This is a genomic window from Sporosarcina sp. FA9 (assembly GCF_051550205.1).
Classification (GTDB): Bacteria; Bacillota; Bacilli; order Bacillales_A; family Planococcaceae; genus Sporosarcina.
Genome location: NZ_CP188819.1, coordinates 2,169,317 through 2,190,520, shown reverse-complemented (window position 1 = coordinate 2,190,520; position 21,204 = coordinate 2,169,317). Strand labels below are relative to the sequence as shown.

At 39.3% G+C, this 21,204-nt stretch carries 25 protein-coding genes and 1 other annotated feature; all 25 genes read left to right on the top strand.

Annotated elements, in window-relative coordinates:
• Positions 1 to 47: 47 nt before the first annotated feature.
• Positions 48 to 209: a hypothetical protein gene (locus ACP8HH_RS10960; RefSeq protein ID WP_438311200.1), complete on the top strand. Its 162-nt coding sequence runs from the start codon at positions 48 to 50 to the stop codon at positions 207 to 209.
• Positions 199 to 1,521, top strand: coding sequence for a hypothetical protein (locus ACP8HH_RS10955; protein WP_438311198.1), 1,323 nt, complete (start codon positions 199 to 201; stop codon positions 1,519 to 1,521). Before ACP8HH_RS10960 ends, ACP8HH_RS10955 begins: the two co-directional genes overlap by 11 nt.
• A 24-nt stretch (positions 1,522 to 1,545) precedes the next feature.
• A complete protein-coding gene (locus tag ACP8HH_RS10950; RefSeq protein ID WP_438311196.1) occupies positions 1,546 to 3,204 on the top strand; it encodes a GspE/PulE family protein in 1,659 nt (552 codons plus the stop codon).
• A gap of 11 nt (positions 3,205 to 3,215) precedes the next feature.
• Positions 3,216 to 4,253 (top strand): type IV pilus twitching motility protein PilT, encoded by a 1,038-nt coding sequence (locus tag ACP8HH_RS10945; RefSeq protein WP_438311194.1) that lies wholly within the window; start codon positions 3,216 to 3,218, stop codon positions 4,251 to 4,253.
• Positions 4,254 to 4,255: 2 nt separating this feature from the next.
• Positions 4,256 to 5,467 (top strand): type II secretion system F family protein, encoded by a 1,212-nt coding sequence (locus tag ACP8HH_RS10940; RefSeq protein ID WP_438311193.1) that lies wholly within the window; start codon positions 4,256 to 4,258, stop codon positions 5,465 to 5,467.
• A gap of 126 nt (positions 5,468 to 5,593) precedes the next feature.
• The gene (locus ACP8HH_RS10935) at positions 5,594 to 6,040 is read left to right on the top strand and encodes a type II secretion system protein (protein WP_438311191.1); all 447 of its coding nucleotides are present in this window, start codon (positions 5,594 to 5,596) and stop codon (positions 6,038 to 6,040) included.
• Between the two features lie 112 nt (positions 6,041 to 6,152).
• A complete protein-coding gene (gene pilM / locus ACP8HH_RS10930; protein ID WP_438311189.1) occupies positions 6,153 to 7,106 on the top strand; it encodes a type IV pilus biogenesis protein PilM in 954 nt (317 codons plus the stop codon).
• Positions 7,107 to 7,108: 2 nt separating this feature from the next.
• Entirely contained in the window at positions 7,109 to 7,744 is a 636-nt protein-coding gene (locus ACP8HH_RS10925) for a hypothetical protein (protein WP_438311187.1), read from the top strand.
• Entirely contained in the window at positions 7,737 to 8,417 is a 681-nt protein-coding gene (locus tag ACP8HH_RS10920) for a LysM peptidoglycan-binding domain-containing protein (protein WP_438311185.1), read from the top strand. Before ACP8HH_RS10925 ends, ACP8HH_RS10920 begins: the two co-directional genes overlap by 8 nt.
• A gap of 102 nt (positions 8,418 to 8,519) precedes the next feature.
• On the top strand, positions 8,520 to 10,085 hold the full coding sequence (locus ACP8HH_RS10915; protein WP_438311184.1) for a diguanylate cyclase: 1,566 nt from the start codon (positions 8,520 to 8,522) through the stop codon (positions 10,083 to 10,085).
• Positions 10,086 to 10,096: 11 nt separating this feature from the next.
• On the top strand, positions 10,097 to 10,852 hold the full coding sequence (locus ACP8HH_RS10910; RefSeq protein WP_438311181.1) for a prepilin peptidase: 756 nt from the start codon (positions 10,097 to 10,099) through the stop codon (positions 10,850 to 10,852).
• 89 nt (positions 10,853 to 10,941) lie between these two features.
• Positions 10,942 to 11,598 (top strand): hypothetical protein, encoded by a 657-nt coding sequence (locus ACP8HH_RS10905; protein WP_438311180.1) that lies wholly within the window; start codon positions 10,942 to 10,944, stop codon positions 11,596 to 11,598.
• A 103-nt stretch (positions 11,599 to 11,701) separates the two neighbouring features.
• Complete coding sequence (locus ACP8HH_RS10900; protein WP_438319128.1) at positions 11,702 to 12,307, top strand: Maf family protein; 606 nt, start codon at positions 11,702 to 11,704, stop codon at positions 12,305 to 12,307.
• Positions 12,297 to 12,995 carry a RadC family protein gene (radC, locus tag ACP8HH_RS10895; protein WP_438319126.1) on the top strand — a complete coding sequence of 233 codons (699 nt, stop codon included), beginning with the start codon at positions 12,297 to 12,299 and terminating at the stop codon, positions 12,993 to 12,995. Before ACP8HH_RS10900 ends, radC begins: the two co-directional genes overlap by 11 nt.
• A 91-nt stretch (positions 12,996 to 13,086) precedes the next feature.
• Positions 13,087 to 14,106, top strand: coding sequence for a rod shape-determining protein (locus ACP8HH_RS10890; protein WP_438311178.1), 1,020 nt, complete (start codon positions 13,087 to 13,089; stop codon positions 14,104 to 14,106).
• Positions 14,107 to 14,124: 18 nt separating this feature from the next.
• Positions 14,125 to 15,027 carry a rod shape-determining protein MreC gene (gene mreC, locus ACP8HH_RS10885; protein ID WP_438311176.1) on the top strand — a complete coding sequence of 301 codons (903 nt, stop codon included), beginning with the start codon at positions 14,125 to 14,127 and terminating at the stop codon, positions 15,025 to 15,027.
• Positions 15,024 to 15,548, top strand: coding sequence for a rod shape-determining protein MreD (mreD, locus tag ACP8HH_RS10880; RefSeq protein WP_438311174.1), 525 nt, complete (start codon positions 15,024 to 15,026; stop codon positions 15,546 to 15,548). Before mreC ends, mreD begins: the two co-directional genes overlap by 4 nt.
• A gap of 25 nt (positions 15,549 to 15,573) precedes the next feature.
• Entirely contained in the window at positions 15,574 to 16,245 is a 672-nt protein-coding gene (minC, locus tag ACP8HH_RS10875; protein ID WP_438311172.1) for a septum site-determining protein MinC, read from the top strand.
• 1 nt (position 16,246) lies between these two features.
• Complete coding sequence (gene minD / locus ACP8HH_RS10870; RefSeq protein WP_438311169.1) at positions 16,247 to 17,044, top strand: septum site-determining protein MinD; 798 nt, start codon at positions 16,247 to 16,249, stop codon at positions 17,042 to 17,044.
• A gap of 290 nt (positions 17,045 to 17,334) precedes the next feature.
• Entirely contained in the window at positions 17,335 to 17,850 is a 516-nt protein-coding gene (locus ACP8HH_RS10865) for a hypothetical protein (protein WP_438311167.1), read from the top strand.
• Positions 17,851 to 17,854: 4 nt separating this feature from the next.
• Positions 17,855 to 18,469 carry a M50 family metallopeptidase gene (locus ACP8HH_RS10860; protein WP_438311164.1) on the top strand — a complete coding sequence of 205 codons (615 nt, stop codon included), beginning with the start codon at positions 17,855 to 17,857 and terminating at the stop codon, positions 18,467 to 18,469.
• A gap of 41 nt (positions 18,470 to 18,510) precedes the next feature.
• Positions 18,511 to 18,584: a sequence feature (ribosomal protein L21 leader region), on the top strand.
• Positions 18,585 to 18,596: 12 nt separating this feature from the next.
• Positions 18,597 to 18,905, top strand: a complete 309-nt coding sequence (rplU, locus tag ACP8HH_RS10855) for a 50S ribosomal protein L21 (RefSeq protein WP_381535952.1) — start codon at positions 18,597 to 18,599, stop codon at positions 18,903 to 18,905.
• A 71-nt stretch (positions 18,906 to 18,976) separates the two neighbouring features.
• A complete protein-coding gene (gene rpmA / locus ACP8HH_RS10850) occupies positions 18,977 to 19,267 on the top strand; it encodes a 50S ribosomal protein L27 (protein ID WP_438311162.1) in 291 nt (96 codons plus the stop codon).
• A 109-nt stretch (positions 19,268 to 19,376) separates the two neighbouring features.
• On the top strand, positions 19,377 to 19,895 hold the full coding sequence (locus ACP8HH_RS10845) for a Spo0B domain-containing protein (RefSeq protein WP_438311160.1): 519 nt from the start codon (positions 19,377 to 19,379) through the stop codon (positions 19,893 to 19,895).
• A gap of 11 nt (positions 19,896 to 19,906) precedes the next feature.
• Positions 19,907 to 21,196 (top strand): GTPase ObgE, encoded by a 1,290-nt coding sequence (gene obgE, locus ACP8HH_RS10840; RefSeq protein ID WP_438311158.1) that lies wholly within the window; start codon positions 19,907 to 19,909, stop codon positions 21,194 to 21,196.
• The last annotated feature ends 8 nt before the right edge of the window (positions 21,197 to 21,204 follow it).

Genomic DNA, 21,204 nt, shown 5'->3' with positions numbered 1-21,204 from the left:
TAATTAAATTTGGTAAACTGAAGAGGTCGACTTTTATTCTTGTTTTAATGGGTATGAATATTGCCATTATTGGGGTGTTTATACAAGGATATATTCCAATTTATATTAGCGTGTTTATTATGTTATTCCTTGTCTATTTGATATCGATACTATTAGAAAAACGCAGAGTAAAAGCAGAAGACAGGGGGCAAATGAATCGTGAACAATAAAAATGTTCTTAAACTTTTTTCTATCGTTCTAGCAGCTACAATTGTGTTTTATGGTACTTCTACGATTGGTGTATTCGCAATGCAAAACTCCGCATCTTTAAAGAGTTTTTCAGGCCAGACATATGTCGGTCCTTTTGACATGACCAAACTCAAGGGGAAGTCTGCGAAGGCTAGGCTTGCTTCTAATTTTGAGGATCTACAATCTAATTTTTCTGGACAACTCATATATCAGGACAAAGTTGCAGAATTACCAGTAGAAATTATTGAATACGATGTGGATAGTACACTTGAACAAATGGTTCATGGTGACGAGAATCCGATATACGCTAAAGTATCCGAGGATGGTCTTCATACAATTATTCGTCAGCAGTTTCCTCTGATTTCTTTCTCAGATGAAGACGTAACAGCAATTGCTTTAAGTGTTGAAAAAGAGCTTGAGAACGGAATTATGCCTGCTCGTATTTATATTAGTGATTCTTTAAATGAAAACTTTTCTTCGACGGATGTCTCCAGTTCCTCTATTAAAGTTCCGGAAGTTTCATCCACTGTTACTAAAGTGATGGATTCTTTGAATGGAACTAAAATCCAATCTTTTTCTACATTTTCATTGCTTGATTATATTAAGACGGATAACTTTGGTTATATTTCAGACGACGATTTGACTGTTATCGCATCCCTTCTATATACAACAATATTAAAAACGAACTTTATTGTGGATGAACGAAATATTGGTGAGAGATTACATGAAGATGTGGCAATTGGCTATGAAGCCGCAATCAATCAGGAACTATCCATTGATTTTATTTTTACGAATCCGAATAAAACAACTTTTACAATGCAAACGAATGAGTCGAACAATGTATTAACTGTTTCGTTATTAGGTATGCCTTTTATTTACTCATATGAGGTCAATGCAAGCCCAATTACGTACTATAATCCTCGGAAAGTTATTCAATTCAGTGCTTTCGTTGCTACTGGATCTATTGAAGTACTAGAAGAAGGAATAAGTGGACAAGAAGTAAACATTATAAAGACCGTTTATGAAGGAACGAATGAGATACAAAGTATCGCAGTTTCAGAGGATTATTATGGCCCTGTTCACATTATTGAGCTTCATTCGTTAAAAAAGGATGAGGCAACTGAAAGTGATACCGATACCGGATCCTCCCCAAATGAACTAGAACCGGGTCTTGGTTCAGAATACACGAATGATGAACAAACAAACGATGCAACGGAAATCGATAAAGAGAATTCCGGTACAGACGAAAACGAAGATATTCAATACGATAAAGGTGGAAATATCATTAATTAAACATTCAAAGAAAGGGGGATGGGTATGGCGCCAGCTCGAAAAAGATTAGGTGATTTACTCGTTGAATCAGGATTGATTTCCGATGTGCAACTTCAGACTGCGTTGCAAGAAAAACCTATGGATCAAAAGCTGGGTGATGCATTGCTGCAGCGTGGATACATTACTGAACAACAGCTCATTGAAGTATTGGAATTTCAACTTGGTATTCCACATGTCAATTTATTTAGATACCCCTTTGATCCGAAGTTATTTAATATTGTGCCTAAAGAGTTTGCAAAACTAAACCTCATAGTTCCTTTGAAAGCTGAGAACGATCGTCTCTTCGTAGCAATGTCTGATCCGATGGATTACATTTCCATCGATAATTTGCGATTATCAACAGGATTTCAGATTGAAACAGCTATTGCATCAAAAGACGATATCATTCGTACAATTTCAAAATACTACGATGAAGAATCTTTCGATGAACTGTTTGCTCAACAAACTCTTGAGCAAACTGAAGAACAAGACGAATTAACAGATTTGGATTCACCCATCGTTCGCCTGGTGAACCAACTCATTTCTTCTGCGATTACTCAAAAAGCTAGTGATATTCATTTTGATCCACAAGAACAGCAAGTTGTGATCCGTTTTCGTATTGATGGAATGTTGAAATCGGAACGTTATTTGCCAAAGCATATGCAGGCGATGATGATTGCTCGAATTAAGATTATGGCCAATCTTAACATTACAGAGAGTCGCATACCACAAGACGGCCGTATTAAAACCAATGTTGATTTCAGAGCAATTGATTTACGTGTTTCTACGTTGCCAACCGTATTTGGAGAAAAGATTGTACTTCGAATTCTAGATCTAAGCAATTCTTTGAATGATTTGGCGAAACTGGGGTTTAACCCAATCAATCTAAAACGGTTTGAAGAGCAAATCGTTAAACCGAGTGGTATTGTCCTTATTTCAGGTCCTACGGGTTCAGGTAAATCTTCGACACTTTACGCAGCTTTAAATAAATTGAATACTGAAGAAGTCAATATTATTACAGTGGAAGACCCTGTTGAGTATCAGCTTGAAGGGATTAATCAAATTCAAGTGAATCCGAATGTTGGTTTAAGTTTTGCTACTGGTTTGCGTTCGATTTTAAGACAAGATCCGGATATTATAATGGTTGGTGAAATAAGAGATAGAGAAACGGTTGAAATTTCCATTCGGGCATCACTCACAGGGCATCTTGTCCTAAGTACGATTCATACGAATGATTCCATTGCTTCCATTACGCGATTGCTGGATATGGGTGTTGAACCGTTTCTAGTCACTACGTCTTTGAATGCGGTAGTTGCGCAGCGCTTAATACGCCGAGTTTGCCGTGACTGTGGCAAAGAGATGGATGCATCCAACCGTGAGAAAGAAATCTTTGCAAAACGTGGAATTGAAGTTAGTAAAGTAATGCGAGGACCCGGTTGTTCGTCATGTAATATGACGGGATACCGCGGACGAATTGCAATTCATGAAGTACTTGTGCTCGATGATGCCATGCGTGATGTTATTAATAGCGGCGGTTCTTCGGCGAAATTAAGAGAAATTGCTTTGGAAAATAAGACATTATTTTTAATTGACGATGGTCTTATGAAAGTAAAAGAAGGAATTACAACAACCGAAGAAGTTTTACGAGTCGCATTGATTGAATAGGGGTTAGGTTTATGAAGATGGAAATTGATGATTTACTAAAATCGGCATTTGAATTAAAGGCATCAGATATTCATCTCACTATAGGTGTGCCACCAATTTTTAGAGTTCATGGTGAGTTGAAACGTTTCGGTGAAGAACTCGTTGACGATGCATTTACAACATCTGTCGCTGATAAGACGGTTCCTGAAAAAATGTATGAGAGTTTTAAGGAACTGGGTCAAATCGATTATTCTTATGAAGTGGCTGGAGCCGCTCGTTTTCGTGTAAATGCATTTCAGCAACGGGGTTCAGTGTCGCTGGCATTTCGGACCATTCCAACAAAAATACCGTCAATCGATGATTTGCAATTACCGGACTCATTGAAAGATTTGTCGAAAACGGCACAAGGGCTAATTCTTGTAACAGGCCCAACAGGTTCGGGTAAATCTACGACGCTTGCTGCCATGATTAAATATATAAATGAAACGTCCCAAAAGCATATTATTACATTAGAAGACCCAATTGAGTATGTGCATGAACATGGTCAATCCATTATCGACCAACGTGAAGTAGGATTTGACACGGTGTCCTTTTCGGATGGATTACGTGCGGCATTGCGACAAGATCCAGATGTGATATTGGTTGGTGAGATGAGAGATCTGGAAACAATTTCAACAGCAATAACTGCAGCTGAAACAGGTCATCTTGTTTTAGCAACACTGCATACTTGGAGTGCCGCTTCGACGATTGACCGTATCATTGATGTGTTCCCACATGGTCAACAATCTCAAATTCGGGTTCAACTTGCAGGTGTTCTAAAGGCGGTCGTGTCCCAGCGGTTATTTCAAACTGCGGACCAAAAGGGTCGAAGGGCCGCTACAGAACTAATGATCAACAATCCTGCAATCGCAAACTTAATAAGAACAGAAAAAGTGCATCAAATTCCAAATGTGATACAAACGAACCGTGCTTTAGGAATGCATATGATGGAATCTTCCGTTCGAAATTTTCTTGACAAAGGGATCATTTCTTATGAAGTGGCTAAACCGTACTTGGAAGGCGATGATTAAAGATGGCTCGCTTCAAATATGAAGGCAGAGATGCAAGAGCTGTTCGAAAAGGGATTGTTCAAGCTGCGGATAAACGCGATGCAGCAATTAAATTGAAAAGTCAGGGAATACGGGTAACTAATTTAACAGTTGCAAAAGAGACAGCATTAACAAAAGATATTGTCATTGGTAAGCCGATAAAAAGTGCTCAATTTATAATGTTTTTACGTCAATTCTCCACACTATTAAGAGCGGGCGTGACAATCGTCGATGCGATTCGTATTTTATCGCTGCAAGTTGAGGCGAAGCAGTTTAAGAAGATTTTACTTACTGTGAGCGATGACCTACGTGTCGGTGGTGCATTATCCGATTCTCTCGCAAAACATCCGAAAGCATTTGAACCACTTGTTATTAATTTAATTAAAGCCGGAGAGTTATCTGGAACAATCGACGATTCCTTGGATCGACTGGCAGAGCATTATGAGAAGTCTCATGAAACGCGTCAAAAAGTAGTTTCAGCATTATCCTATCCAATTATCGTAGGTATTTTAGCGATAGGTGTAGTCATTTTTCTCCTTACTACAATCGTTCCGATGTTTGTCGATATGTTTGAAAGTTTTGGGGGAGAGTTGCCGCTCTTAACGAGGTTTGTCATTAGTGCGAGTGGTTTCGCAGTAAGCTATTGGTATTTATTCATTTTGTTCGCTCTTGTGATTGGTATTGGTTTTTGGATGTTAAAGAACAATAAAGAAGGTCGATTTATGCTTGACACATTTGTACTTCGTTTGCCCATCTTTGGTGATATTGTGAAGAAATCCGTTCTTGCAACGATGACACGGACATTAAGTTCTCTATTTTCAAGTTCTGTTCCAATCTTACAGGCAATGTCTATGACCGAGAAAATAGTCGAAAACGAAGTGATTGCTCGAGTAATCGCGAAATCTAGAGAATCGTTAGAACGTGGTGGTTCTTTAACAGAACCGATGAAAGATCATTGGGCTTTTCCGCCACTAATTCCTCACATGATTGCAATTGGAGAACAAACTGGTTCTTTAGACACCATGTTAGAGAAAGTTGCTGATTTCTATGACAAAGAAGTGGATGCAGCAACGGATCGATTAAAGGCATTAATAGAACCAATCATGATCATTTTACTCGCTGGAATTGTAGGGACTATAGTCCTTGCAGTTTTAATGCCGATGTTTGGAATCTTTGAAAATATTGATGGAATGTAAGAACTAGTTCCAAAGAACGGTGTAAAAGTAATGAATAATGCCTATTTAATAGTTTCATACTTTCATAAATAAGGTATACTTAGTATGAAAGACCATTAGATCTTCAAAACAGGGAGGAAATAGAAAATGAAAAACAGATTACAAAAACGTTTAAACAACGAAAAAGGGTTAACACTTGTCGAATTACTTGCAGTTATAGTTATTTTGGGAATTATCGCGGCGATAGCTGTGCCGTCGATTGGTGGACTAATTGAAAAAACTAGGGTAAATGCTGCTATCGCTGACGCTCAGAACGCACTTGCCGCTTCAAATCTTTACTTTTTGGAGAACCCTGACGCTGCTTCTAGTGCTGCTGGTAGTACAGTGACACCACAAGATCTATTGGATGCAGAATACTTAGATACACTAGGAACACTAGTAGGAATCGGAACAGACCCTGTTACAATCACTTATGTCAAAGGCAGCAACACAATTAGTGGTACTGTAGAAACGACTGGTAAAACTAAAGTGCGATTTAATGCTGCAACAAGTGCTACGCTCTCAGATAAAACGGGATACACATTCCCGGAATAAAAAAATTCTATACCGAGAATGAATTTTACACTTCATTCTTGGTAAAGTAATTCTCACTTATAAGTATAGAAAAACACTTTACTATTACATACCACAACCAGGAGTTGTTCCCATGTCCATTTTTTCTCGCCGCAAGCGGCCTGTTTCTATCACAATTGAAGATGATGCCATTCGTGTAGTGAGACTGAAATCAGTTGATCCACTCGTTATTGATGTTGCGGGGGAAGTTCAACTCCCCCCGAACGTTGTTATCGAGGGGAAAATTGTTGATTCGGAGACGCTTTCGGCGATTTTGGATGGGGCTGTTAAAGAGTGGGGAATCGCTAAACGAACGATACAATTCCTTACCCCCGATCAATACGTGATTATCCGCAAAGTTCCTTACCCCGAAGATGTCATGGTAGATGAGCTGAAAGGCCATTTCTTTATTGAAATTGGTTCAACGCTGTATTTGCCTTTCGATGACCCTGTCTTTGATGTTGTACCATACATACCGAACACTGAAACAAATGAGGCAATTATCATTGCTTCGAAGGAAAGTGTCTTGAACGAATATGAAGACGTTTTTAAAGATGTGAAACTCGACCCTATCAAAGCGGACATTTCACCGCTCGCTTTGTATCGACTTGCCTACACACAACATAAATTCACCGGTACTGAGCATGTCCTTCTAGCAGATTGGATGGACGGCAAATTAACGGTGTCTATTTTTCATGAACATTATCCTTTATTCATGAGACCGTTGGATGTTAAGAATTCAGCCGATCTTTCGGTCATTACGGATTCGACGATTGATTCACATATTGTTACTCCACTTACGATTGTAATGGAACTCGAAAAGCTTGTTAGTTTTTATCGATACAATATGTGGAACGGCACCGCTTCGATTACAAAAGTTCTAGTGAACGGGGAATATGAAGCAATGGGTGAATTGCTTACACTCATACGTGAACGTTTGAACATTCATGCGGAGACATTAGTGAAAGAGTCAATGCAACTCGCAAATGGTGAAGCTGTCTCGGTTCGATACAACCGGGTTATTGGTCTTGCGTTGAAAGAGGTGTAGTCATGTTAGTAGAAATTAACCTATTGTCCGAAAAAATAAAAGAGCGGTCAACGTTACTTTTTGTTTCGCTCATCATAGTAGGTGTAGCGGTTTTAATATGGGGTGGTTCTCTTTTGCTATCAAAAAACCTGGTCAAACAGACGACTAGCCTAGAGCAACATATTATAACTTTACAAGAAACAGAGGAGGAAATTAAATCTGAAATAAGGACTATGGAATCTGCAGAATCGAATCGACAACTCGCAGCAACGGTTGAATGGGCGGAGAATTACCGTTTTTATACCGTTCCTTTATTAAAAGAACTTATCGCTTTATTACCCGCACGAGGATTTTTCGATGGATTTCAATTTACAAGTCCAAACCTTGTGACTGTTCAAGTTCAATTTGATGTTAAATCAGATGCTGCTTATTATGATACTAGACTCAAGGCGTCTCCACTTGTACGTAATGTTTTCCTTGAAACTGTGGTATACGAAGACTTTGCTGAAGAAGAGTCTACTGAATTATTTGGCGTTTTGCCACGATACATCGCTACTTACTCAATTGAGTTTGTGGATGATCGTGCAGATGTTGAAGGTGCAATCGAAACTACTGATGAACCCGAAATTGTTGGGGAAGGGGATGGGGCGAATGACTAGTCTATCGAGACGGCAACAAGAATTAGCGTTAGTCGTTCTGTCGTCGTTTTTATTCCTAGCACTGGTTGCCTATTCGTATTTTAAAATTTATGCACCTGTAAAAGAAACGAATAAACAAGTGGTATTATCTGTTGCGAATGAACGAGATCTCCTTTTCGCTTTAAGAAAACAAAAAGCAAATACAGAACTCTTGGTGTCATACAATTCACAACCACTTCAACGAAAAGTACCAGTGAAGCCAATAGAAGATGTCGTTCTTTTACAAATAAGTAAGGCTGAGATTAAATCAGACAGTCTAGTGAAAGACGTTTCCTTCACATTAAGTGATACGGCTCTTGAGGGTCTTCCGGAAGATGAAAATAATGTCCACCAGATGTTAACGGAAGTGACTTTAGAAGTTGAGTCCTATAAGAGTATTCAAAAATTCATCGATGAAATTGAGCGGATGGACCGGATATTCATTATAGACAGCATTCAGTTCCAAGGTACTGAGGAAATTCGGGATATAGATGCAGAAGAAACGAAACTTGAACTCAATCTTTCTTTCTCGGCTTATTACCGACCGGATCTAATCGATTTACAAAATGAAACGCCAAAAGTCGATGCTCCGATGCCGGCCAATAAAGTAGATCCGATGCCTTTCAATGATGGATCGAAGGTAGGGGGCGAATAACGACGATTGTGTTCAGCTAACTACCTTCTACTCAGAAGACCTAGTTAAATAGTCTAAAGGTATCGGCAATCTGGTACCTAGGAAACCAGGGGGAGTGTGCAGATGCCAGCGACTCAATTGTTCATTTACTTACTTGTCTATATGATTCCGACATTTGGTCTGTTTGCGCTGGGATTTATAGTGCTCACCCAAAATCCGAAACGATTAAAAAATCAACTTGTGGCGATTTTGGTTTTTTTGTTCGGAATGCTTTTCTTCATTGAATTTGTTAGACATTTACTACCCGTTTCTATGAGTCCGTTCATTATCAATCTATTTGTAGGGAATACTGGACTCTTAATCATTTCAGTTATGTTGCATTTTGTTATCCATATTACGAAATTAGAGGAACGCTTTAAAATCCCTTTTTACCCGTATATTTGTTATATCCCTTTTATATTAATTATTCTATCGATGGTGCTGAACCAAAACTATATTAATAATTCGGAATATGTTCAAAAAGGGATCTGGTATGCCCCTATTTTTAATCAACAATATTTTATAATGATGACAATCTCGAACGTAGTGATATTGCTTGTCGCTGGAATATTTGCGTTGGATTTAAAGCGGACGACTGCATTATCAAAACGAAAGCTTCTAAGGTTACTAATAACTGGAACACTAGTCGCTTTCTTTATCAATCTAATTTTAGGTTATCCAAATTATGGTGAGTATATGCCGCCGCATTCGCATATTTGGCTGGGGATTGTGTTCTCGATTTTTCTTGCAATATCTGTCAATCGATTTCAATTGCTCCCTTCTGTTGCAAAAAGATATCAAGTTATGTTCGACTTAAGTCCGTCCTCGATATCCGTTGTGAATGGCGATTGGGAATTACTTGAACTGAATTTGAATGCAAAAAAAGAGTTGGGTATCGTAAATGAAAAAGGAATGAATTTATTTGAATTTGCGACTTTGATATCTGCTGAAAACCAGCTACTTATGTTAAAGGAAGAACTAAAGAAAAATCTGGTCGTAAATGATTTTAGAATTGTTATTGATAAGGAAGATGTTATCGATTCACTGGTTTATTCCGTTGATGCTTCACTCGTTATCATTGACGAAGAAGAGGTGTATTATCTTATTTGGCGCAATGTGACGGAAGAACTGAAAAATAAGCATCTTGTAAACTTTATGGCCTATCATGACGGACTAACAGAACTACATAATCGGTCTTTTTTTGTTTCGGCGGTCAAACATAGAATGTCTGAATGTGAAGAGCATATGGATTTTAAAGCTGCACTAGTGCTGATTGACTTGGATCGTTTTAAAGAAATTAATGATACGTATGGACATGTAATTGGTGACGAAGTTTTGAGGCATACAGCATATATTTTAGAGGACTCAATTCGGAAAAATGATACTCTTGCGCGTTTGGGTGGGGACGAGTTTATTATCTTTTTGGAGGACTTTTCCACAAAGGATGATGTTGCCAATTGGATTGGTCGATTGCGAGGATACTTCAAGTCGCTTCCATATGAGATAGATGAGATATCGATTCAAATCCAGCCGAGTATAGGGGTTGCTTTTTACCCATCTGATGGGGAAACGTTTGAAGAATTATACCAATATGCAGATATGAAAATGTATGAAGAGAAAAACAGGTTAAAAGAAATTAGCAAACAATAAGGAGAAATTACATGGAATATACGCTCATACTATTGTTTTTTCTATACGGCATCATTTTCGGATCTTTTTTTAATGTAGTTGGTTTACGAATTCCAAAAAAAGAGTCGATTGTTTCACCGCCGTCGCACTGTACAGTATGTTCTCGGAATTTGGGAATTCTTGATTTGGTTCCAGTCTTTTCATACTTATTCCTTCGCGGGAAATGTCGAAAATGTAAATCGAAAATAAACATCATTTATCCGTCTATGGAATTTCTGACAGGTGTTTTATTTGCGTTTTCATACTATACACTTGGTTTTGGTATGGAACTGATCGTTGTACTTTTATTTATTTCATTGCTTATTATAATAACTGTTTCAGATATCGCATATATGCTCATCCCGGATAAGGTGCTTCTGCCTTTCGCTGTCGTGTTGTTTGGACTCAGGTTAGTAGTACCGCTTTCTCCGTGGTGGGACAGTTTACTAGGCGCTGCAGTAGGTTTTGGTGTCCTTTATTTAATAGCTGTCGTGTCGAAAGGTGGAATGGGGGGCGGTGACATTAAGTTGTTCTTCGTAATTGGTTTAGTTCTTGGTACCGTAAATACTTTATTGACGTTATTTCTTGCAGCACTTATTGGGTCCATAATTGGTTTGATTATCTTGAGAAAAAGTGGGAAAGGTCGGAAAACGCCCGTCCCGTTCGGTCCTTCGATTGCAATTGCTGCTGTTATCGCTTATTTCTGGGGTGCTGATTTTGTCGCATGGTATGGAAACTTATTCATTTGAGTCGATAAATTTTATTGAGTAAGACGACACACGTCTTGCTTTTTTTCATTTCACGTCTGCTACGGTTAAATAAAACGGGGTGGACGAGAATGAAATTCGGAAAAAGGTATTCAAATAAGACTGTAATTATGGCAATGCTCCATGGAGTCCTCATTGGAGTGGCAGCCGTTTCACTTATCGCTTTAATTCTTATTACAACAAGTGATAAGACTCCTAAAGAAAATGTGAAGGAAAAGGAGTTAGAAACAGAAGTGCCTACGACAGGACCTGCACCGGTAGAAACTGAAGTTCCTACTTTACCGAGTGTAGGGTCTATGCAATTGTTTGCAAGACAACATGGGGTATTCACGACGCATATATCTGCTACTGCATTTATTTCGGAGGAACCTTCTCTCGCCTCCACCGCCATTATTAAAGCTGATGGACAGTATTATGTTTGGTCCGCTGTAGGATTAAGTGAAGCGGAACTTATGAATGCTGAGATTGTAGACACTTTTCGCAAAAAACTTATTGTAGACACATCGGCTTGTGTTGCAATTGGTGCTGGAAAAATACCAGATATTCTGGGTGAAACCGATGCCACCAAAATTAAAATTTCAGATGCAGACAAAACGGATATCGTTTCGGGTGAATTCAATCGAAATGTGGATGCAGTAATTAAGTATACAAGCGATATGCGGCTGATTCGCTTGCAGCTGCTTTCCCATTATTCTCTTAATAAAGAATGTGTCAAAATCTCATTTTGATGCCCGATAATCGCCCAAAATGAAATTATGCTGATTTACACTCAATTTCAAATACCCTTTGAATGAGTTATTATCAAACAAAGGGGGAATATATTTGAAATTTATATTAAACAAGAAGCTTATTCTTGCTTCTGGATCGCCGCGTAGAAAAGAACTTCTTGAGCTATTAGGCGTTCCGTTCACAGTCGTAAAAAGTGATTATCCTGAAGATGAGTATATTGGAAATGGGAGTCCAGTCGAATATGCTCAGTCGCTAGCAAGCTCGAAAACGGTGGCAGTTGCAGAAGAACATACGGGAGCAGTTGTTATTGGCGCGGATACAATCGTTGTTCTTGGGGTGCGGATTTTTTCAAAACCAATTGATGCTGTTGAGGCAAAGCAGTTTTTGAGAGCACTTTCTGGACAAACTCATTCGGTCATCACATCCGTAGCAATTAGTGTAGATGGAGAACTAATTACTTTTTCAAATGATACAAAAGTTACTTTTTATGAACTAGAAGACGACTTGATTGATATGTCCGTTGCAACCGGTGATCCACTAGATAAGGCTGGCGCTTACGGGATTCAATCCAGTGGTGCATTATTTGTTGAACAAATAAACGGTGATTATTACTCCGTTATGGGACTGCCGATAGCTACGCTCACGAAAAAGTTATTAGAGCTTGAAATTCTTTCTGTTGTAGGAGGTGCTGTTGAAAATGACAGTTGACCTCCATGCTGGAATGATGATTCGAGATGTGCATTTAGCGGACAGGCCTCGTGAAAGACTTATTCGACAAGGTGCGGAAAGTCTTTCGAACCAGGAACTTATTGCCATCCTTCTCCGATCGGGATCTAAAAAAGAATCTGTTTTAGTTCTCGCGAATCGTGTCCTCTCATCTTTTGATAAAATCCAAGATTTAAAAAATGCCACTATAGAAGAATTTATGACCATCAATGGAATTGGTGAGGCGAAGGCCGTCCAGCTTCTAGCCGCAGCAGAACTAGGTAAACGAGTTTACAGGAAGCATTCTGAAGGCAGATACACCATTCGTTCACCTGAAGACGCAGCAGCTTATTTAATGACGGATATGAGCTCGTTAAGCCAGGAACATTTTGTCGTCTTATTTCTGAATGTGAAAAATGAAATAATTCATAAACAAACATTGTTTATTGGAAGTTTAAACTCTTCGATTGTCCATCCGCGCGACATTTTCCGGGAAGCAGTGAAGCGTTCAGCAGCCTCGATTGTATGTGCTCATAATCATCCTTCAGGAAACCCATCCCCATCCCCAGAAGACATCGAAGTTACGAAAAGATTAATAGAAGCAGGATCGATTATGGGCATAGAATTACTCGATCACATAATAATCGGAGATCATAAATTTATTAGCCTAAAAGAAAAAGGGTATATGTGACTCTTTATATTTCTTTGCTAATCCGCTATACTGTGGTGTAGGATTTGATGAACACCGTAATTTAGCGGTTGTATAGAAAGGAAGAACACATTTGTTTGGATTTGGAGCTAAAGATGTCGGGATCGATCTCGGCACAGCAAATACATTAGTTTTTATTAAAGGGAAGGGTATTGTCCTTCGGGAACCTTCAGTTGTTGCAAAAAATGTAAATACAGGTGAAATCGTTGCAGTGGGATCTGCTGCTCGAAATATGATTGGCCGTACACCGGGTTCAATCGTTGCTACTCGACCAATGAAAGATGGTGTCATTGCTGATTTTGAAATAACAACAGCAATGATTGAGCATTACATGAAAGAAGCTATGAAAGCTTCTGGAGGAACATTTAAGAAGCCGAACGTTATGGTTTGTGTTCCATACGGCATTACATCTGTCGAGCAACGTGCAGTAACAGATGCAACTCGTCTTGCCGGTGCTAAAGATGCATTTACAATTGAAGAACCTTTTGCCGCTGCTATAGGAGCTAATTTACCCGTTTGGGAACCTACTGGAAGCATGGTCGTCGATATAGGCGGAGGAACTACAGAAGTTGCTGTAATCTCTCTTGGAGGTATTGTAACGAGCGAATCGATTCGTGTCGGTGGAGACACAATGGATGCATCCATTACGACTTATATTCGCAAAACATACAATTTAACAATTGGTGAGCGCACAGCGGAAGCCGTTAAAATTGAGATTGGTTCTGCTAAAGTCGTTGGTGAAATTCAGAAAATGGAAATTCGTGGACGCGATCTACTAACAGGACTTCCAAAAACACTTGAAATTACATCTGAAGAAATTGCAGAAGCACTTCGCGAATCTATTACACAAATTATTGATGGTGTTAAGAAAACTCTTGAGACAACTCCGCCAGAATTATCGTCGGATGTTATGGAACGTGGTATTGTTCTAACAGGCGGCGGTGCTTTACTTAATAATTTGGATAAAGTAATTTCAGATGAAACAAATATGCCCGTCTTTATTGCTGAAGATCCACTCGATTGTGTAGCGATTGGAACAGGTAAAGCGTTGGATAACTTTGATTTAATTAAAAAAATGCAAACAAGAAGATAATGAGGGAGGATACGGGCAATGCCGCGATTTTTTTCTAATAAACGATTGATATTACTGCTAGTTGGCGTCATCGCCTTAGTTGCTTTAATATCATTCTCCCTGAAGGACCGGCATAACGCCTCGCTTCCTGAACAAATTGTAAAAGACGTCGTCGGCTTCGGACAATCTATTTTTTCGAAGCCGGCGCATTACATAACTGGTGTTTTTGGGAACATCGATGGGATTTTGAATACATATGAAGAAAATAAGGTATTGAAAATGCGACTGAGTGAATATGCGACAAGCCAATCGGAACTTATCGATATTCAAACAGAAAATAAACGGTTGCTTGATATTATCGGCAAGGAAGAAAACCTTCGTGAATACGAGCCGATTCATGCGACGGTTATTGCCAGAAATCCAGATCAATGGGAAATGAAAATTATTATAGATAAAGGCAGTCTGCATGGTATTGAACGAAATATGGCGGTTTTAACAGCGCATGGCCTTATTGGGAAAGTTGTTCTCGTAACCCCGTTCAGTTCTACTGTAGAACTATTGTCTACTGAAAATCGTGAGCTTCGTGTGTCTGCGGTAATTCCAGGTGATGCGCCCGCTTTTGGTTTGATAGAAGGGTATGACCCATTGCGTAGCGAACTAATTATGAAGCGAATCGATTCTAGTTTTAAAGTTAAGCCTGGGCAAAAAGTTATTTCATCCGGACTCGGTGGTATATTTCCTGCAGGTCTTCCAATTGGTGAAGTAACAGAAGTATCGACAGACGATCACGGATTAACAACTTTGGCTTATATTCGTCCAGCAGCAGAATTTTCAATGCTCGATCACGTCATCATTGCTAAACGTAGTTCAACACAAGTGGACGGTTCTGACGGTGGTGGAACTGATGAAACAATTGGTACGGAGGGGGAGAATGGATCATGATTCGGTCTATCATCCCTCTTATTGCTATTTTGCTATTTTTTCTAGAACCTGTTTTTAGTCTATTCTCACCCATTGATATTGAAGGGTCCCTTTATACATTAGTCCCTCGTTTTGTCATAGTATTTCTAATATTTGTCGCTGTTTACTACAGCAGTCAGCGTGCAATCCTTTACGGAATTGTATTTGGCCTCTTGTATGATATGTTCTACATTGATATTATTGGACTATATGCATTTCTATATCCATTGATTTGTTTTATCGCAGCTATGATTATTCGCCGAATCCATCGTCATATTGTAATCGTGATGATCTTGTGCTTATTCCTTGTTGCACTTCTTGAAATATTATCTTATTTATTTGCAAGCTTAATATCACTTACATCGATTGGATCGGAAGAATTTCTTACCGGAAGGCTTATTCCAACACTAATTGCTAATTCTCTATTTATTGTCATGTTTGGTTGGATTTTCAAAGCTGTTATTTATAAAAGAGTTTTTAAGGTTATGAGAGAATCTTTGTAGGTGAAGGGGATGCGAGGTGACGACAATGACGAAACAGCAATTTGTGATGATCAAAGGAACGAAGGATGGACTTGTCCTCCGGCTTGACGATAAATGTGCCTACTCTGATTTGATTACTGAACTCGAGCAAAAGGTTTCTGAAGACGGTCTTGAGGGTCTTGCAAAAGTGCAAGTACATACAGGTAACCGCTATTGCGATGAAGCAGAGTTAAAAGAAATAATGAATATTATTCATGCCTCTCCAAATTTGCGCGTCTCGAAAATACAAAGCGATGTCATCACAATGGAAGAGTGCAATCGACATATACTTGAAAACCAATCTGAAACCTATATAGGTATTGTCCGCTCTGGACAAGTCATTACAGCAGAAGGAGATCTTGTTGTTATCGGCGATGTAAATCCAAATGCACGTGTTGTCGCTGCAGGTAGTATTTACGTTTTGGGAAGGCTAAAAGGAATAGCTCACGCAGGTTCGAAAGGGAATACAGAATCGGTTATCGCCGCATCATGGCTTGAAGCCACTCATTTAATGATTGCAGATAAAATCGAACTTATGTCAGATGAATTGACCATTCTATCTGAACACCCGGAAATGGAATGTGCCTACTTGCATTCAAATGGCTTTATCGCAATCGACCGGTTGCAGGAACTTAGAAATCTACGACCGGGATTGTCATCATTTAAAGGAGGAAGCTAATGTGGGAGAAGCAATCGTAATAACATCTGGAAAAGGCGGGGTTGGTAAAACAACGACTACCGCAAATCTTGGAACTGCATTGGCACTACAAGGGAAAAAAGTATGCCTTGTCGATACCGATATCGGACTTCGTAATCTTGATGTAATTCTTGGTCTTGAAAACCGAATTATTTATGATTTAGTAGACGTAATTGAAGGTCGATGCAAAGTACATCAAGCACTTGTGAAAGATAAACGATTTGAAAATGGCCTTTATTTATTACCTGCTTCACAAACAACGGATAAAAATGCCATCAATGCCGAACAAATGAAAATACTAATCACGGATTTAAAAAGAGATTACGATTATGTATTAATAGATTGTCCAGCGGGCATTGAGCAAGGATATAAAAATGCGGTTGCCGGTGCAGATCGTGCAATCGTAGTTACAACACCTGAGATTTCCGCTGTACGTGATGCGGATCGTATCATCGGTCTACTTGAGCAGGAAGATATAGAACCTGCAAAACTCATTATTAACCGTATTAGACGGCGCCTAGTTTCGAGTGGCGATGCACTTGATGTAAATGATATTACAACACATTTGTCGATTGACTTACTCGGAATTGTCCTAGACGATGAAAATGTCATTTCTTCTTCAAACAAAGGAGAACCTGTCGTTATGGATCCATCGAACCCCGCGGCAATTGGTTATCGTAACATTGCACGAAGAATTTTAGGCGAATCCGTTCCACTAATGTCTTTAGAAACTGGAAAACCAGGATTTTTCGGGAAAATAAAATCGATTTTTGCAAAGTGATTATTAAACTCTCATTGTGTCTATACACATCGAGAGTTTTTTTGTTGTTTAAAATAGGATTTCAAGTGCCTTGTTCCCCGTTGCTTTCCGTTCGGAGCGGAAATCAGCGTGGAGCAGCAGAATTCTTTAGTTTAATATATTTATGGTGAAATGTTATTTGTGGATTTCCCCCACCTTTATTTTGGTTTTGAACAAAGCGAATACTATTCCCCGTAACCTCAACATATACTAAAAAAAACGGGTGGTGTGGTGGGATGAGATGGAGGTCGAAATGGGTTTGGGCATGCCTATTGACACTGACAGTTATCGGTGTAGCTCAATTGGAGACAGCCGGCGTGATTGAAAAGCCAGTTACGCAATACGTCACGACTGGTGATGATTTCTTGGTGATGAAAAAATGGATAGCTTCAATCATAAAAGATCCAAATGAAGAAATGATTATGGTTACATCAAATAAGGAGATAGAGGCACTTGCCGGTTATGAGTCATTGCAACCTTATAGGGACGGAGTTTTAGTATCCTACTCGACTCCACTAGCCATTCATGCAAAAGGAAACGGTTTAATAATATTCACAGGTTATACTCGGCGAACTGGAAAAACAGTTACAGTGCTCTATGACGAAGGGGATGAAGTGACCTACGGATTTGTCGGTGCTTTTTCCAAACTTCCATATACTACTGTGAAGAAGGGCGATGCATTGGCACTCATGAACGATGATAGTGCTATGTTTCTTAAAGTAAAGCAAAATGGCGTACGTATAGATTCTTCTCTACTGCCTGCATATCTTTCGGGTACATTGGAATGAGCCTATGAAATTTCGTCTTCACCCGGTGCTAATACCCGTATTTTTATTTCTTATGATTACAGGCGGTTTTTCGCTTTATGCGCTGATCTTTCTATCACTTCTTTTGCATGAACTTGGTCATCTGGTGGCGGCAAGAATAACAGGAATGCGTGTGAGATCATGTACAATTATGCCATATGGTGGAGAATTGGTGATTCCGGGGCGGCTGTTGGCACCCAAAAAAGACCGTATCCTTGTAGCAATGGGCGGTCCGATAGCTACAGCCCTTTTACTTTTAATTGCGCTTAGTTTTTCGTTTCCAGGCGATGTGATGTTCGTTCGAATTCAAGTTATCTTACTTATAATAAACCTTCTTCCGATTTTACCTCTTGATGGTGGACAGGCTATGGCTGCCATTCTTGAAACAAAAGGCCGTGAGCATAATACGCGAAGCAGCGTATTGGTATTTTCAATTATTTTTCTAATCATTGCCATATTGCTGTTAACTACTCGTTTACCAACAACGACTCCATATATGTTACTAACCATATTTTTGTTAGTTCAAAATATAGCCACCTTTAGATTTAGAAAATACGAACAAGCCTATTTAGATGTAAAGCTAAAGAGGTTGACGATTTAAGTAATACATGTTAACATTCAATAGTTAATGTTTGTAGCGCACCCGTGCTGCAACCGCACTGAAAAGGTCTAAGTATCCAATGGGATCACCTAATAAGGCGAGTCTGAGTATAAGAGGAGGTGCAAGTATGTACGCAATCATAGAAACTGGTGGAAAACAACTTAAAGTTGTTGCAGGCCAGGAAGTTTATATCGAAAAAGTAGCAACTGAAGTTGGCGAAATCGTCACTTTCGACAAAGTGCTATTCGTAGGTGGAGACGATGTAAAAGTAGGCGTTCCATTCGTGGAAGGTGCTTCTGTCACAGCGAAAGTTGTTGAACAAGGCCGCGCTAAAAAAATTACTGTTTTCAAATACAAACCGAAAAAGAATTACAAGCGAAAACTAGGTCATCGTCAGCCGTTCACTAAAGTAATCATTAGTGAAGTTAATCTGTAAGGATGACATTACTATTCCTAAAATGATGGGCACTATACAAAGTATCTTATAAAAGTAGGAGGTGGCACACAATGTTACGTTTAGATCTCCAGTTTTTCGCATCGAAAAAAGGTGTAGGTTCAACTAGAAACGGTCGTGACTCTCACGCACAACGTCTTGGAGCAAAACGCTCTGATGGACAATTCGTTACAGGTGGATCAATCCTTTATCGTCAACGCGGAACTAAAATTCACCCAGGTGAAAACGTAGGTCGCGGAAGTGATGATACACTTTTTGCTAAAATCGATGGCGTAGTTCGTTTTGAACGTCTTGGTCGCGATAAAAAGAAAGTCAGTGTTTACTCTGAAGTACAAGAAGCGTAATCACTAATGAGAAGGACTGCATGTAATTTGCAGTTCTTTTTTTAATTTGGTGTTAAAAGGTGTAAAAATGCTATACTGTTCTTATGTAAATTGCATTGGAGTGTGGGTTGTGAAAAAAGCGGAGCTAACAGTAGTCGAAGTGCTGGAGTTTTCACGTCATGACTTTTTAAATGAACTTCAACTTGTTTTAATGTACATCGATTTAGGAAAGATGCCAGAGTCAAAACAAGCAGTCCTAAAAGTTTCAAACAAAATTAAGCAGTTATCTACGCTAAGTAAACTTGGTCTACCTGCAACGGTTAATTGGCTAAATACATTCAGTTGGATATATCCTTTTTTTCAAGCAAGTTATTCATCGTCTATAGAATCTGGAATACGCAGAGTTAACGATATAGAACTAAGGACATTTCTGGACAGGTTTTTCCATAACATGGAGGACCAACTTGATCCCTTAAGTGAATATGAAATTAGTTTCGATGTGCTTGCGAGTACTTCAGATTGGTCAATAAATATTGCAATAAGTGGGTCATTGAATGTCCGTCAAGAACTTCCGCAAACTGGAAAAGACTTCTTTGCGGAATCGATCATTTCGGATGATTTATATGTATTAAAGATAAGTGGTTATTAGGAGGAAGCTAAATGTTTGTCGATCACGTAAAGGTTTTTGTAAAAGGTGGTGACGGTGGAAATGGTATCGTTGCATTCCGTCGGGAAAAGTATATCGCTTATGGAGGTCCATCTGGCGGTGATGGTGGTAAAGGAGCAAACGTTGTATTTATTGTAGATGAAGGATTACGGACGTTAATGGATTTTCGTTATCAACGTCATTTTAAGGCTCCACGGGGTGAACACGGTGGAAGTAAAAATATGCACGGTAGAAGTGCCGATGATATGGTTGTCAAAGTTCCACCAGGTACGGTCGTAACATCAGCTGAGGACGGTCGAGTAATTGCCGATTTAGTAGAGCATGGTCAAACCGCTGTTATTGCTAAGGGAGGACGTGGGGGTCGTGGGAATAGCCGTTTTGTTTCGCCACAAAACCCAGCACCTGAATTGTCTGAAATGGGAGAGCCGGGTTCAGAACTAGAAATTGTACTCGAACTAAAAGTACTCGCTGATGCAGGACTTGTAGGATTCCCAAGCGTTGGAAAGTCAACATTGCTGTCGGTTGTTTCTGCTGCAAAACCGAAAATCGCGGATTATCATTTTACAACGCTCGTTCCAAATCTTGGGATGGTTGAAATAGAAGACGGTCGTGGCTTTGCCCTTGCAGACCTTCCTGGGCTGATTGAAGGTGCTCATGCTGGAATCGGACTCGGTCACCAGTTTCTGCGTCATATCGAACGTACACGTGTTATTTTACACGTCATTGATATGTCCGGACTTGAAGGACGCGATCCGTACGAAGACTATGTAACAATTAATGAGGAATTGGAACAATATAATATGCGATTGTTGGAACGTCCGCAAATTATCGTTGCAAACAAAATGGACATGCCTGATTCAGAAGATAATTTAGAGCTTTTTAAAGAGCAACTTGGCGATAGTGAGGCTTTAATTTTCCCGATATCAGCACTTACGAGAAAAGGACTTGACGCTTTATTATTTTCTGTAGCTGATTTACTTGAAGTCACACCAGAATTCCCTCTTTATGAAATTAAAGATGACGAGGAAGTTTCTGTTCTTTATAAATATGAAGGCGATGATGCAGATTTCAAAATTACCCGTGAAGATGACGGCGCATTTGTATTATCTGGATACACACTTGAACGACTGTTTAAAATGACAGATTTCAATTTCGACGCATCTATTCGAAAATTTGCTCGTCAAATGCGAGGTATGGGTATTGACGATGCACTTCGTGAGCGCGGTGCTAAGGATGGAGATACTGTTCGGATACTTGAATTCGAATTTGAATTTCTTGAGTAATGTTAACT

What these genes read in the sequence shown, in the direction of transcription:
- ACP8HH_RS10910 (WP_438311181.1), top strand. Translation starts at nt 10,097, where the DNA reads ATGGAATATACGCTCATACTATTGTTTTTTCTATACGGCATCATTTTC.
- ACP8HH_RS10935 (WP_438311191.1), top strand. Translation starts at nt 5,594, where the DNA reads ATGAAAAACAGATTACAAAAACGTTTAAACAACGAAAAAGGGTTAACA.
- ACP8HH_RS10940 (WP_438311193.1), top strand. Translation starts at nt 4,256, where the DNA reads ATGGCTCGCTTCAAATATGAAGGCAGAGATGCAAGAGCTGTTCGAAAA.
- minC (WP_438311172.1), top strand. Translation starts at nt 15,574, where the DNA reads ATGACGAAACAGCAATTTGTGATGATCAAAGGAACGAAGGATGGACTT.
- ACP8HH_RS10925 (WP_438311187.1), top strand. Translation starts at nt 7,109, where the DNA reads ATGTTAGTAGAAATTAACCTATTGTCCGAAAAAATAAAAGAGCGGTCA.
- pilM (WP_438311189.1), top strand. Translation starts at nt 6,153, where the DNA reads ATGTCCATTTTTTCTCGCCGCAAGCGGCCTGTTTCTATCACAATTGAA.
- ACP8HH_RS10920 (WP_438311185.1), top strand. Translation starts at nt 7,737, where the DNA reads ATGACTAGTCTATCGAGACGGCAACAAGAATTAGCGTTAGTCGTTCTG.
- ACP8HH_RS10950 (WP_438311196.1), top strand. Translation starts at nt 1,546, where the DNA reads ATGGCGCCAGCTCGAAAAAGATTAGGTGATTTACTCGTTGAATCAGGA.
- rpmA (WP_438311162.1), top strand. Translation starts at nt 18,977, where the DNA reads ATGTTACGTTTAGATCTCCAGTTTTTCGCATCGAAAAAAGGTGTAGGT.
- ACP8HH_RS10860 (WP_438311164.1), top strand. Translation starts at nt 17,855, where the DNA reads ATGAAATTTCGTCTTCACCCGGTGCTAATACCCGTATTTTTATTTCTT.
- mreC (WP_438311176.1), top strand. Translation starts at nt 14,125, where the DNA reads ATGCCGCGATTTTTTTCTAATAAACGATTGATATTACTGCTAGTTGGC.
- ACP8HH_RS10960 (WP_438311200.1), top strand. Translation starts at nt 48, where the DNA reads ATGGGTATGAATATTGCCATTATTGGGGTGTTTATACAAGGATATATT.
- obgE (WP_438311158.1), top strand. Translation starts at nt 19,907, where the DNA reads ATGTTTGTCGATCACGTAAAGGTTTTTGTAAAAGGTGGTGACGGTGGA.
- ACP8HH_RS10945 (WP_438311194.1), top strand. Translation starts at nt 3,216, where the DNA reads ATGAAGATGGAAATTGATGATTTACTAAAATCGGCATTTGAATTAAAG.
- ACP8HH_RS10915 (WP_438311184.1), top strand. Translation starts at nt 8,520, where the DNA reads ATGCCAGCGACTCAATTGTTCATTTACTTACTTGTCTATATGATTCCG.
- ACP8HH_RS10905 (WP_438311180.1), top strand. Translation starts at nt 10,942, where the DNA reads ATGAAATTCGGAAAAAGGTATTCAAATAAGACTGTAATTATGGCAATG.
- rplU (WP_381535952.1), top strand. Translation starts at nt 18,597, where the DNA reads ATGTACGCAATCATAGAAACTGGTGGAAAACAACTTAAAGTTGTTGCA.
- radC (WP_438319126.1), top strand. Translation starts at nt 12,297, where the DNA reads ATGACAGTTGACCTCCATGCTGGAATGATGATTCGAGATGTGCATTTA.
- mreD (WP_438311174.1), top strand. Translation starts at nt 15,024, where the DNA reads ATGATTCGGTCTATCATCCCTCTTATTGCTATTTTGCTATTTTTTCTA.